Annotated in this window: 8 protein-coding genes and 1 tRNA gene; 3 read left to right on the top strand and 6 right to left on the bottom strand. The window is 71.9% G+C overall.

What is annotated here, in order from left to right:
• Positions 1–1,551 (bottom strand): acyl-CoA synthetase, encoded by a 1,551-nt coding sequence (locus tag ACLQ2R_RS20855; protein ID WP_425961770.1) that lies wholly within the window; start codon positions 1,549–1,551, stop codon positions 1–3.
• 356 nt (positions 1,552–1,907) lie between these two features.
• Between ACLQ2R_RS20855 and ACLQ2R_RS20860 the strand changes: the two genes are divergently transcribed.
• A complete protein-coding gene (locus ACLQ2R_RS20860; protein WP_425961772.1) occupies positions 1,908–2,723 on the top strand; it encodes a crotonase/enoyl-CoA hydratase family protein in 816 nt (271 codons plus the stop codon).
• Between the two features lie 58 nt (positions 2,724–2,781).
• Here ACLQ2R_RS20860 and ACLQ2R_RS20865 read toward each other — a convergent pair whose 3' ends face one another.
• The 5 genes from ACLQ2R_RS20865 to ACLQ2R_RS20885 all read right to left on the bottom strand — a co-directional run bounded on the left by ACLQ2R_RS20865 (position 2,782) and on the right by ACLQ2R_RS20885 (position 8,762).
• Positions 2,782–4,410: an FAD-dependent oxidoreductase gene (locus ACLQ2R_RS20865; RefSeq protein ID WP_425961774.1), complete on the bottom strand. Its 1,629-nt coding sequence runs from the start codon at positions 4,408–4,410 to the stop codon at positions 2,782–2,784.
• A gap of 2 nt (positions 4,411–4,412) precedes the next feature.
• A complete protein-coding gene (locus tag ACLQ2R_RS20870) occupies positions 4,413–5,264 on the bottom strand; it encodes a carbohydrate ABC transporter permease (protein ID WP_425961776.1) in 852 nt (283 codons plus the stop codon).
• Positions 5,264–6,241 carry a carbohydrate ABC transporter permease gene (locus ACLQ2R_RS20875; RefSeq protein ID WP_425961778.1) on the bottom strand — a complete coding sequence of 326 codons (978 nt, stop codon included), beginning with the start codon at positions 6,239–6,241 and terminating at the stop codon, positions 5,264–5,266. The genes ACLQ2R_RS20870 and ACLQ2R_RS20875 overlap by 1 nt, the downstream gene beginning before the upstream one ends.
• Positions 6,241–7,578, bottom strand: a complete 1,338-nt coding sequence (locus tag ACLQ2R_RS20880) for an extracellular solute-binding protein (RefSeq protein WP_425961780.1) — start codon at positions 7,576–7,578, stop codon at positions 6,241–6,243. The genes ACLQ2R_RS20875 and ACLQ2R_RS20880 overlap by 1 nt, the downstream gene beginning before the upstream one ends.
• 146 nt (positions 7,579–7,724) lie before the next feature.
• Complete coding sequence (locus ACLQ2R_RS20885; protein WP_425961782.1) at positions 7,725–8,762, bottom strand: LacI family DNA-binding transcriptional regulator; 1,038 nt, start codon at positions 8,760–8,762, stop codon at positions 7,725–7,727.
• A gap of 243 nt (positions 8,763–9,005) precedes the next feature.
• On the opposite strand from ACLQ2R_RS20885, the gene ACLQ2R_RS20890 reads away from it, so the two are divergent.
• Positions 9,006–11,177: a family 16 glycoside hydrolase gene (locus ACLQ2R_RS20890; RefSeq protein ID WP_425961784.1), complete on the top strand. Its 2,172-nt coding sequence runs from the start codon at positions 9,006–9,008 to the stop codon at positions 11,175–11,177.
• A gap of 319 nt (positions 11,178–11,496) precedes the next feature.
• Positions 11,497–11,556 (top strand) — tRNA-Ser (locus ACLQ2R_RS20895).
• Positions 11,557–11,643: the final 87 nt, after the last annotated feature.

Here is an 11,643-nt window from a genome sequence, read left to right on the forward strand (position 1 = left end):
CTAGATGGCACGTTCGTGTCCCTCCCAGTACGGGTCACGCAGCTTGCGTTTGAGGAGCTTGCCGTTGGGCTCGCGGGGCATCTCCGCGATGAAGTCGACGGAGCGGGGCCACTTCATCCTCGCCAGGCGGCCCCTGAGCGACTCGATCAGCTCGGCGGCCAGCTCGGGCGAGGGGGCCACCCCGGCGGCGGGCTCGACCACGGCCTTGATCTGCTCGCCCCACTCGTCGTCGGGGATGCCGAATACGGCCACGTCCGCGATCTTGGGATGGACCATCAGCTCGTTCTCGATCTCGGCCGGGTAGATGTTGGCCCCGCCCGAGATGATCATGTCGGCCTTGCGGTCGCAGAGGAAGAGGAAGCCGTCCTCGTCGAGGTAGCCGATGTCGCCGACGGTGAAGTGGTCGCGCAACCGGTTCGCCGCCGTCTTGGCCGGGTCGCCCTTGTACTCGAAGGCGACGCCCGCCATCTTCATGTAGACGGTGCCGGGGGTCCCGGCCGGGACGGGCTCCAGGTCCTCGTCCACGATGAGCAGCTCGCTGATCGGCCAGGCGGTGCCGACCGTGCCGGGGTGACTCCTCCAGCCCTCGGGGGTGGCGATGGTGCCGCCGCCCTCGGTCGCGGCGTAGTACTCGTAGATGCAGTCGCCCCACCATTCGAGCATCGCCCACTTCACCGGGACCGGGCAGGGGGCCGCGGCGTGGATCATCCACCGGAGCGAGGACAGGTCGTACTTCGCCCGCGTCTCGGCGGGGAGGGAGAGCAGGCGCTTGAAGTGGGTGGGGACCATGTGGGAGCTGGTGACGCGGTACCTCTCGCAGAGCCGCAGCGTCTCCTCGGCGTCCCACCTGTCCATGTAGACGAGGGTGTGCCCCATGTGCAGGGCCGTCCCGCCGAACTGGGTGACCGCGGTGTGGTAGTTCGGCGAGGTGACCAGGTGGGCGTTCCCGCCGCCCGGGGTGACGCCGAACAGGGAGAGCAGGAACGTCATCAGCTCGGCGGCGTCGTCGGGGTCGAGGCCGCTGAGCGCGCGGCGTACCCCCTTGGGCCTGCCGGTGGTGCCGGAGGTGTAGTGCATGGTGGCGCCCGCGGTGCGGTCGGCGGGGAGGGTGCCGGGCCGCCCCTCGGTGAGCTCGGAGACCGGCCGCGCCCCCTCCACCGCGCCGAACGCGAAGACGCGGCCGGGGTCGATGCCGGACGCGGCGGCGCCGCGCATGCCCTCCCCGGCGTGACGCTCGTCCACGAAGAAGGCCCTGGCCTCACTGTCGGCGACGATGTAGCCGATCTCGGGGCCGGTGAGGTGCCAGTTGACCGGGGTGTAGTACCACCCGGCCTGGAGGGCGGCCAGGTAGAGGACGAGCCCGTCGGAGCCGTTGGGCACGAGCCCGCACACGCCGTCGCCCGTTCGCAGGCCGAGGTCCCGCAGGCCGTGGACGAGCCGGTTGGCGCGGGCCAGGAGGTCACCGGCGCGGTGTTCGGTGCCGTCCGGGTCCACCGCGGCCACCCAGGTGGGGTCCGCCTGGGCCAGTCTCCAGAAACCGAGGGTGCCCATCGGCCGTCCTCTCTGTCGAAAGGCCCCGTCCCACCGGAGTGAATCACGTTCTCTTTTTAGCTTCAAAGACTGGTGGGACGGGAAAGATAGAACAAGAATGTGTTCTTGTACGCATGGGCAGACTAACCCCGCGAGTCACACCGAGCAAGCGCTTGATAAGAGTGTCCGGACCCGGTTCCGGCCTCGACCCTTTCACGCCTCCGGGCCCCGCGGAAGGCGTGAGGGATCGGGGATCGCGGGGTGTCGCGGACCGGGACGGAGACGGGGCCGGACGCGACGGGGCGGCCTGGTGGCGCGGGCGGCGGGCGACCCAGGATTGCCGAACAAGTGCTTGGTTAACGACCGGAGGCCGTCCCGTGGAACTTCTGACGATCAGCACCCCGCACTGCCGGATCGAGCGTGACGGCCACGTGGTCGTCGTCACCCTGGACCGGCCGGAGGCGAGGAACGCCCTCTCCACGGACATGCTGGTCGGCCTGGCCGACGCCTGGGCGTACGTCTCGGCCGAGCCCGGGGTCCGCGTCGCCGTGCTGACCGGCGCGGGCGGGACGTTCTGCGCGGGCGCCGACCTCAAGGCCATGGGCACGCCCTCGGAGGACCCCCGGGTCAGGGAGCGGGCCGCGGCCATCCCGGACTTCCACTGGAAGGGCCTGCTCCGCGACCCCGAGGCGCTGCCGTCCAAGCCGATCGTCTGCGCGGTCGAGGGGTACGCCGTGGCCGGGGGAACCGAGCTGCTGGTCGGCACCGACCTGCGGGTGGTCGCCGAGTCGGCGACGCTCGGGCTGTTCGAGGCGCGGCGCGCGCTGTTCCCGATGGGCGGCTCGGCCGTCCGCCTCCCCCGCCAGATCCCCTACGCCTTCGCCATGGACATCCTGCTGACCGGCCGGGCCGTCACCGCCGCCGAGGCGCTGGGCATGGGCCTGGTGAACCGGGTCGTCCCCGACGGCCAGGCGCTGACCGCGGCCCTGGAGATCGCCGGGCAGGTCGCCGAGTGCGGCCCGCTCGCCGTCCAGGCCATCCTGCGCACCTACCGCGAGACCCTGGGCATGGCCGAGGCCGAGGCCCTGAAGGTCTCCGACGGCCTGGGCTGGCCGGTGATCGGCTCGCAGGACGCCAAGGAGGGCTCGCGCGCCTTCCGCGAGAAGCGCCCGGCCGTCTACCGGGGCGAGTGACCCCGCGACCACCGGTGCGACCGCCCCCGGCCGCCGACGCCCGGCCGGTGCGGTCGCGTCAGTCCTCCACGAGCTGGGGGACGGCGGGCTGCCGGCCGCACGGGGTGGTCCTGATCTCCTCCGGCCAGGCCAGGCTGATGCCGAGGGTGGCGGTGAGCGTCCGCCGGAAGTCGGCGAGCCTGGCCGGATCGGAGCGGATCTTGCGCGGCGGCAGGCCGGTGCCGAGGGCCTGGGCCACCAGCGCGCCCACGGCCTCGCCGATGCTCCACTCCACCGGGTGGAGCCGGTAGCAGCCGTTGGTGACGTGGGTGGTGCCGATGTTCTTGTTCGCGGGCAGCAGGTTGTCGACCCGCTGCGGCAGCAGCGCGCCGAGCGGGATCTGGAAGGGGTAGCAGTCCACGTCGACGTAGGTGCGGCCCGACGTGCCCGGGTGCAGGTCGATCCGGTACGAGCCGAGCCCCACCGCGTCGTCGAACACCTCAGAGCCGGCGAGCGATCCTGAGGAGGACCCCGCGAGCCCACCGCGCGCCTGGACCCCGACGTGCTGCTCCAGCACGGTGAACTCGGCCCTGATCCGCCGCGACTCGCGCACGTACACCGACTTGGCCAGGCCGTCGTCGGTGCCGACGAGGTCGGGACGCAGCCGCAGGCCCGGGTATCCGGCCTCGGTCTGCATCCAGTACAGGAACGACAGCGACAGGTCGCGGGCGCCGGCCAGCGCGGCCTGCCGGTCCGCGCCCGGACCGATCAGCGGCCGGTCCCAGTAGTCGATCTGCGGCCAGTTCACCAGGGTGACGTCGTGGGAGACGAGGCCGGGCTCGTACTGCTCGGCGGCCACGATCCGGCGGTAGTGCCACAGGTCGTGCCTGCCGGGGACGTGCCCGTCGTCGTGGAACAGGCCGCGCGAGCGCACCGACAGGTCGATCGGCTCCACGTCCGTCCACGACAGCTGCGGTCCCGGCCAGAACGGGGGCCGGTGGGTACTCCAGTGGGCGTACCCCGCCGGGCGGTCGATCGTGTGGTCCTCGCCCGGCCGGTACTCCAGCGGGAAGCACCAGCTCACGGCCTGCTGGTCGAGGGGGTCGGCCACGGGCGCGGCGTGCGGCTCCCCGGTGTCGGCGACGCCCTCGGCGCCCACCACGTGCTCGACCCCGGCCAGCGGGAGCAGGTCGCCCAGATCGGTGGCGTCCACGACGTAGTCGGCCGTCACGACCACCTGGGTCCCGTCGGGCCGGGCGAAGGTGACCGCGTCGACCCGGTCGCCCGTCACCTCGGCCGCCACGGGCACGTGCCGCAGCAGGACGGTGACCAGCCCCGCGGTCCGGTACGGCGCGAGCATCTCCTCGATGACGGCCAGCGCCGCCCGCGGCTCGTGGCACAGACCGCTGACCACGCCCAGCCCCGGGTTGAGCAGGCGCTGCGCGGCCACCGAGGGGCGCAGCGGGTAGTTGCGGCGGTAGTGGCCGCGGATGCCCTCGCGCAGCCTGCGGTAGCTCGGCGAGGCGTAGCGAGACTCGATCCACGGGTTCTCGTCCGGCGGGACCGCCTGGCTGGTGAGCTGGCCGCCCAGCCAGTCGGTCTCCTCGGTGAGCACCACCCGCCGGCCGAGTCGCGCGGCGGTCAGCGCCGCGGCGACACCGCCGAGGCCTCCGCCGACCACCAGCACCGGCGCGTGCGTCTCCTGCATGATCATCCCTTCACGCCGCCCTCGGACAGGCCGGCGACGAAACTGCGTTGGTTGAGGACGAAGACGGCCAGGACCGGCAGCAGCACCAGCACCGAGCCGGCCATGGCGGGCCCGTAGGCGACGTTCCCGCCGGTCAGGAACTGGCTCAGGGCGAGCTGGACGGTCTGGGTCTCCGGTGAGCTCGTGATGACGAGCGGCCACAGGAAGTCGTCCCAGACGGCGGTGAAGGCGAACACCGCGACGGTCGCGACCAGCGGCCTGGCCAGCGGCAGGTAGATCCGCCAGAAGAGCCTGAACTCGCTCGCGCCGTCGACCCGGGCGGCCTCGCCCAGCTCGTCGGGGAGCCCCATGAAGTACTGCCGGGCCAGGAAGACGTTGAGCGGCCCGATCAGGTGCGGCAGGGTCAGTCCCGCCAGCGAGTCGAGCAGCCCGGAGCCGCCCTGCCCGAGCAGGTCGTTCCCGCCCGCCAGCGGGATGCCCTTGGCGATCAGGAACAGCGGGATGACGGTCACCGCCACCGGCACCATCGTGGTCGCGACGATCGTCATGAAGATCGCGTTGCTTCCCCGGTAGGGCAGCTTGGCGAAGGCGTACCCGGCCAGCAGCGCGAACACGCAGTTGGCGACGACGACCAGCAGGGCGACGACCAGCGAGTTCGTCATCGCGGCGGCGAGGTTGCCCGCGTCCAGGGCGACGGAGAAGTTGTCGAGGACGGGGTCGCCCGGCAGCAGCCTCGGCTCGGCCGAGAACACCTCGGACTCGGGCTTGAAGGCGATCGAGACCATCCACCAGAACGGGACGAGCACCAGCAGCGTGGCGATGACCAGCGCGATCACCGACCCCGGCCTGCGCATCACTTCCTCCCGTTCCCGCGCATCGCGACGAGCGCGAAGGCGAAGATCGCCGCGAACAGCACGAAGGCCATGGCGCTGGCGGAGCCGAACCGGTTGTTCTGGAACGCCTCCTGGTAGATCAGGTAGTTGGTGGTCGTGGTCGAGCCCAGCGGCCCGCCGCCGGTGAGGATGAAGATCTCGGCGAACGACTGCGACAGGTAGACGATGTTGATCGTGATCACGTAGACCATGACCGGCCGCAGGCCCGGCAGCGTCACGTGCCGGAACCGCGCCCAGGCACCCGCGCCGTCCATCTTCGCGGCCTCGTACAGGACGCCCGGGATCGCCTGGAGCCCGGCCAGGAACAGCACCATGTTGCCGCCGAGGGCCTTCCACACCCGCATGACCGCGACCGAGTGCAGGGCGCTGTCCTCGTCGAGGAGCCAGTCGCGGGGAGCCAGGCCCAGGGAGCCGGCGAGGTCGTTGAACCAGCCGTCCGGGGAGTACATCCACAGCCACACCAGGCTGACCGCCGTCAGCGGGACGATGCGGGGCAGGAACAGCCCGGCCCGCAGCAGCCCGATGCCGGGGATCCTCCGGTTGGCCAGCAGCGCCAGGCCGAGCGCGATGCCGACCGCGAACGGCAGCACCTCCGCGACGAACTGGACGGTCACCCGCAGGGACTTCAGGAAGTCCTCCGAGCCGAGCAGCGCCGTGTAGTTGCCGAGGCCGACCGGCCGGGGCGCGCCGCGGTCGAGCGGGCTGTAGCCGGTGAAGCTCAGGTAGAACCCGTACAGCACCGGGAAGAGCTGGAAGACGGCCAGGTAGACCAGGACCGGGGCCGTGAAGACGACCCCGACGAGCCTGCGGCGGCCGGTCGGCCCCCCGCCGGGACCCCGGCGCCGGAGCCCGGCCCGTGGCCGCAGCCCGGCCCGTGGCACGGCCGTGGGCCGGCCCCCGCCGTTCCGGTCCTCGCCGTTCCGGGTGAGGACCGCCATCACTGGGCCGCGAGGAGCGGCCCGGCCTCGGCCGCCGCGTCGTCCAGGGCCTTCTTCGCGGTCGCCTTCCCGGCCAGCGCCTCCTCCAGGTGCTTGTCGAGCACGTCACGGACCTGCACCCAGGCCGGGACGTTCGGGCTGCCCTGGTAGGCGGGGGCGGCGTCGATGAACGGCTTCAGCAGCGGCTGCCCGGTGACGTAGGCGCCCTGGGCGGCCGAGGCTCGCACCGGCAGCCCGCCGACGGCCTCGGCGTAGCGCTCGTTCACGCCCTTGGAGACCATGAACTCCGCGAACTTCCAGGCCAGGTCCTTCTTCGCCGAGTCGGCGTTGACGAACAGGCCGGTGGTCGCCCCGCCGAAGGTCTTGGCGTCCGCGGCCTTCAGCGGGGGCAGCACCCCGATCTTCGAGGCGAGGCCGGGCACGGCCTTGACCATCTGGAGCACCTGCCCGGCGGTCGCGGAGACCATCGCCGCCTTGCCGGTGGCGAGCGGGTTCTGCCCGGCGGGCTGGTTGGCGAAGTCGCGGCCGAGCTGGTCGCTGACCTTGGCGTCACCGCTGTAGAGGCCGGCGAAGTACTCCAGCGCCTTCACGCCCTCGGGCGAGTTCCAGGTGACCTGCCGGCCGTCCTGCGACAGCAGCGTGCCGCCCTCGGAGCCGATCAGGCCCTGGAAGCTCTGCACCCGCTGGATCTTGGCGGACTGGAGCATCAGCCCGGCCCGCTGGATCGTTCCACCCTCGCGGACGGTCAGCTTGCCCGCCGCCTCGGCGGCCTGGGCCCAGGTGGTCGGCTCGGTGACGCCGGCCGCCGACAGCAGGTCCTTGCGGTAGGCGACGAGGACGCCGTTGCCACCCAGCGGGATCAGGTACTGCGCGCCGTCCACCTGGCCGCCGGCCAGGTAGGGCTCCAGGTCGGTCCTGTCCTCGGCGGGCAGGGCGGCGATCCGGTCGTCGAGCGGCTCGATCCGCTTGGCCGCGGCGAAACCGGCGGCGGCGGCCGGGCCGTGGCCGAACATGTCGGGGGCGCTGTTGCCCGCGAAGCCGGCGTTGAGCTTGGGCGAGATCTGGGCCCAGTCGACGAAGGTCACCTGGACCTTCGCCTTGTTGGCGGCCTCGAACTCCGGCACCAGCTTCTTGGTGACGAGCTCGATCTCCGGGGCGGAGTTGCCGGGGAACCAGACGGTCAGCGTGGGGTTCGCGTCGCCGCCCCCCGCTCCCGCGCCCGTCGTGCCGCCGTCGCCGCCCGTCCCGCAGGCCGTCGCGGCGAGAAGGACGCCCGCGGCGGTCGCGGCGGCGAGGAGTCCACGCCCGTTGACGGCCGTCCACCGGTTTGTGATCATGAGATGCTCCCGTTTCGGAGGGTGATTCTGAGGGGGGAAGGGCCGGCTCCCGGCGCTGGACCGCCGGGGGCCGGGGTGTTCGTTCGTGGTCGTGGTCCGGGCGGGCCGGTCGGGTGGCCGCCGGAGGGTGACGCGTTCGGTCGCGGTCATGATCTGGGCGGGCCGATCATGTGGTCGTCGGGCAGGCCGCAGGGCAGCAGGTGGTGGTGCTCCCCGGGGCCCCCGGGGTCCCCGGGGTTTCCGGTGCCGGCCAGGATGCGGGTGAGCATCTTCACCGCGCCCCGGCCCATCTCGTTGCGGGGGATCCGCAGGCTGCTCCAGCCGCTCTCGGTCATCGTCACCAGGACGACCACCGACATGTCCGCGGGAGCGGCCAGGCCGCGCTCCCCCAGTGCGGCGACGAGCTGCCTGGCCAGCGGCTCGTTCTCGGCCAGGACGGCGGTGACGCCGCCGGCGTGCGCGGCGTCGACCCAGGCCGGGTCGAGCTGCGACATGACGTACATCAGCTCGGGCAGTCCCGCGTCGGCGCAGCCGGCCCGGTAGCCGGCCTCCTTGTCGAGGAAGACCTCCATCCGGTCCGGCCCGGTGACGTAGGCGACGCGCCGGTGGCCCAGCGCGGCGAGCCTGCCGACGACCTCCCTGGTGGCGCTGGCGTAGTCGGCGCCGACCCAGGCGATCTCGGTGCCGGGCACGGTCCTGCGCCCTATGTGGACGAAGGGGTACCCCTCGGCGGCGAGCCGTGCCAGCTCGGTGGAGCCGGGCTCGACACCGAGCAGCACGCTGCCGTCCGCGAGGGCGAGCCGGTTCATCCCGTCGCTGTAGATCCGGCGGCGGCCGTCGGGATCCTCGGTGGAGGCGAACAGCACCAGGTCGTAGCCGTCGGCGACGGCCTGCTGCTCGATGCCGACCAGGAACTCGTGGTAGAAGTCGAGCTGGTCGACCGGGAAGATCGATTCGAAGGTGTGGACGCCGAGCAGCCGGTTGCGCTTCCCGCGCAGGCTGCGGGCCGCCGGGTTGGCGGCGTAACCGAGCTGACGCACCGCCTCCAGGACGCGCTGGACGGTCTGCTCGGGGATCCCGGTCTCCGGGCCCCGGCCGTTGACGACCGCCGAGACCGTGGCCTGGGAGACGCCCGCGAGCTTGGCAACGTCGGCCTGGCGGGCCCGGCGCCGCTGTCCTTCCATCACTCTCCTAATTCGTATCAGTAACGATGTGGCAGCCATGGAGGGGTGATGGCTGATTCGTATTGGCGAAACCGTTGCAAGCCGGACGGGGTCTTGTCAACACCTTCGCCGAAAGAACCTCGAAACCTCCGGGAAACCCGCCCTTGACGCTCCGGAAGCCCGCGGACTATCTTCCCGATACGAATCGGGGGAGAAGATGTTTCCGCAGGTCACCTATTACTAATACGAATCAGAGGTATCAGCGTGGGGCTTCCCGGCGCCTCGGCCGTCCTGGCACTCGTCACCGCACTCCTCCTGCCCCTCCTCCCGCCCCAGGTCGCGTCCGCGACCGCTTCCCCGACCGGCAGGACCGGGACCTCCCCGGCCACGACCGGGACCTCCCGCGCCGTCCTGGCCGGGGTCTCCCCGCTCGCGGCCGGCACCTCCCGCGCCGTCCTGGCCGGGACCACCTACCACGTCGACGCGGCCGCCGGCTCCGACGCCGCCGCCGGGACCTCGGCCTCGACGGCCTGGAAGACGCTCGGCAGGGTCAACGCCCAGACCTTCGCCCCGGGCGACCGCGTCCTGCTCAGGTCCGGCGGCGTCTGGACGGGTCAGTACCTCGACCTGCGCGGCTCGGGCACGGCCGGATCGCCGATCGTCCTGGGCCGCTACGGCACCGGCGCGAGACCCGTCGTCGACTTCGCCGACACGGCCGTCGGCGGCGAGGGCTTCGGGGTGCGGCTGAGGAACGTCTCGTACTGGGAGATCGGCGATCTGGAGATCACCAGTGGGCAGCAGCCCACCGACCGGCGGCGCAGCGGGGTCCTCGTCGTCGGCGAGGGCACCGGCGCCGGGGACCTCGCCCACATCCACATCAGGAACATGTACGTCCACGACGTGTTCGGCACCGACCGGCGGACCGGCGGGATCAACCTCCACGCCCGCGGGACCGCCACCGGCCCCGAGAGCACCTGGACGGACGTGCTCATCGAGGGCAACACCGTCGACAACGTCGCCGACACCGGCATCCAGACCATGACCGACGCGCTGCTCAACACCACGTGGGCGCACGACATGGACGCCTTCCGCGACCTGGTGATCCGCGGCAACACCGTCACCCGGATCCACCGCGACGGGATCCTCGTCCGGTCCGGGCTGGCCCCGCTCGTCGAGCACAACACCACCGACCGGATCGGCGAGTCCACCACCTCGGCCCTGCCGTACCTCGACGACATCGCGGTCGTCGCCGCGCAGTGGATGTACGCCACGACCGACGCGGTCTTCCAGTTCAACCAGGCGTTCCGCACCCGCAGGCTCGACGGCGACGGCCAGCCCTGGGACTTCGACCAGAGGGTCTACCGCAGCGTCTACCAGTACAACTACAGCCAGGACAACGAGGGCGGCACGCTGCTCGTCATGGACCAGACCGACGACAACGTCTTCCGCTACAACATCTCCCAGAACGACCTCGACCGCAGCGTCGGGGTGTTCCACCTGGTCAACGGCTCGGGAGACCTCAAGGTCCACAACAACGTCTTCTACCGCTCGGCCGGGCAGAGCGGCCAGATGACCGGGACGTCGACCGGCCAGGTGGCCTACGTCGGCAACATCTTCGTGAACCAGGCGGGCGGCGCCTACAGCGTCAGCGGCAGCGTCACCTACGACCACAACCTCTACTGGGGTACCAACGCCTCCCAGCCGAACGACCCGAACGAGATCATCGCCGACCCGCGGTTCGTGACGCCGGGCGGCGCGACCGGGCTGGCCTCCGCGGGCGCCTACAGGCTCCGGCCGGACTCCCCCGCGATCGACAGCGGCGTCGCGGTCTCCCCGTCCGGAGGCCGGGACTTCTTCGGGACCGCGCTCTACCAGGGCGCCCCCGACCGGGGGGCGCACGAGTCGGCCGCCGTCCCCGCCACCGTCCTGCTGTCGGACGACTTCGGCGACGGCGACGCGGCGGGCTGGACGACCTCCGGCGGGACGTGGTCGGCCGGCGGCGGCGCGTACTCTCAGACCTCCACCGCCGCCGCCGAGAGCCTCGCCGTCACCGGTTCGGCCACCTGGACCGACTACACCGTCCAGGGCCGGGTGCGGCTGAACAACGCGGGCGCCAACGCGGGCCTGGTCTTCCGGTACGCCGGCACGGCCGACTTCTACCTGTTCCGGCTCAACGACGGCACCGACACCGCCGACCTGTACAGGAAGAGCGGCGGCACGCTCACCCTGGTCGCCTCCGCCTCCCTCCCGGTCACCTCCGGCGCGTTCCGCACGCTGAAGGCGACCGTGTCCGGCTCGACCGTCGGCGGTTTCGTCGACGGCGCCCAGGTGCTCACCTGGTCCGGCGCCACCACCGGGCCGTCGTCCGGCAAGGTCGGCATCCGGATGCACTCCAGCACCGCCACCCTCGACGACCTGAGGGTCACGACGCCGTAGGCCCCCCGGTACAGGGCAGCGCGGACGACACGGACGACACGGACGACACGGCCTGCCTCGGGTGCACGGGTGCACCCGGGGTCGGCGCCCGCTCCGGCGCTCGTCCCGCCGGAAATGCGGGTGCGCGGTCCCGAATGGCTCTGTAGCGTTTCACGTGGTTCGTCGGGCTCGGAGAGGGCGCGGGTCGAACCTGGTCGGTCATCGGTTCAACAGGTTCGATTCCTGACGAGATCCTCGGATCTCGAAGCCGGCCGGGGTCGCCACATCCGTGTCTTCTCCCGGCCCGGTGAGCCGGTCGGTCCTGCCGATGGTACGGGTCGAATCCGGTCGGTTACCGCCTTCCAAGCGGGTGACGCGGGTTCGAATCCCGCCGGATCCGCCCCGTGGATCCGTCGTCCAGCGGCCCAGGACACCTATGCCGGTCGGAACCCCCATATCCGTACCACCGGCAGGACCGATCGAAAGG

It is taken from the genome of Streptosporangium sp. DT93, assembly GCF_049844535.1.
In the GTDB taxonomy this organism is placed as follows: Bacteria; Actinomycetota; Actinomycetes; order Streptosporangiales; family Streptosporangiaceae; genus Streptosporangium.